1 pseudogene is annotated in these 1,160 nt (G+C 40.9%); it reads right to left on the bottom strand.

Annotated elements, in window-relative coordinates:
- Positions 1 to 858 (bottom strand): annotated as a pseudogene (locus J416_RS15570) (type I restriction enzyme endonuclease domain-containing protein); the annotation flags it as partial.
- Between the last annotated feature and the right edge of the window lie 302 nt (positions 859 to 1,160).

Below are 1,160 nucleotides of genomic sequence, written 5' to 3'. Positions count from 1 at the left end.
TTTTTACTTGCCAAATACACCACTTCTTCCGAAATGATAGATTTCGAAATCAATTGGTTAATATGTGCATCTATTTGAGCCGCCGTTTTCTTCTGCTTTTCCTCCGGCAATAGCTTCACGACAACCGACTTCACGGATTTGAAAAAGCCTACTTCTTCATTCATTTCCTGTGCTTCTTCTGTTGTTGCACAAAGGGCATACGCTTTTGACAGTTCCGTAACCAGTCGCAGAAAATCTTTCTTCCGTTCTTCCTGCATGGCCAGCACCACATCGACCGTTTCTACAATCGCCTGCATGCGCTCGGTCTGTTTTTCTGAATAGAACTTCTGATAATCATGACCGTGTAGCATCTCCTTCAACAGCTCATACTTCTCCTGCATGATTTCTACTGCCAAGGCTGTATCTACACCGGCATTTTCTTATCATCTTCCGTGTATTGCTTCAGTGCCTCTTTCAAATTGTCTGCAAATCCGATGTAGTCAACAACCAGGCCTCCGGGTTTATCGATGAATACGCGGTTGACCCGAGCAATCGCCTGCATCAGGTTATGGCCTTTCATCGGTTTATCGATGTACATCGTGTGCATCGACGGTACGTCAAAACCAGTGAGCCACATGTCCCGCACAATCACGATTTTCAAGGGATCTTCGTTATCTTTCATCCTTTTCGCCAGGTAATCCCTATGACGCTTGTTGCCGGTGTGTTTATGCCAACCTTCCGTATCACTAGAATTTCCGGTCATCACCACTTTAATTACGCCCTTATCATCGTCATCGCTATGCCAACCCGGACGAAGACGGGTGATTCACGGTACCAATCAATCGCAATACATCGGGACATCACCACAGCCATCGCCTTTCTTTTATTTACAGGGTTTTAGGTGATTCAACAGATTTGAAGAAACCTTATGATGACAGGGATTAACCATTTATGAATTTCACTTAATTTAATGGGATTAAGGTGAATGTGAGTCATTTGTGAGTCAAAATTAAAAATGCTAGCGGGTAATATAAAATTTTATAAATCTCTTAGTAAATTTATTCAGTCTATCAATTATTAGTACAATAAAAGAAGAATCTTTTATTTAAATAAGAATCCATTAAATCTAACACAACTACTATTTTAATAACTAGACTAGTGGGGAGTGTCAAGAATTTTGT

The sequence above is a fragment of the Gracilibacillus halophilus YIM-C55.5 genome (genome assembly GCF_000359605.1).
Taxonomy (GTDB): Bacteria; Bacillota; Bacilli; order Bacillales; family Amphibacillaceae; genus Gracilibacillus; species Gracilibacillus halophilus.
The sequence above is the reverse complement of the archived record's forward strand: the minus strand, read 5'-3'. Positions and strand labels throughout refer to the sequence as shown.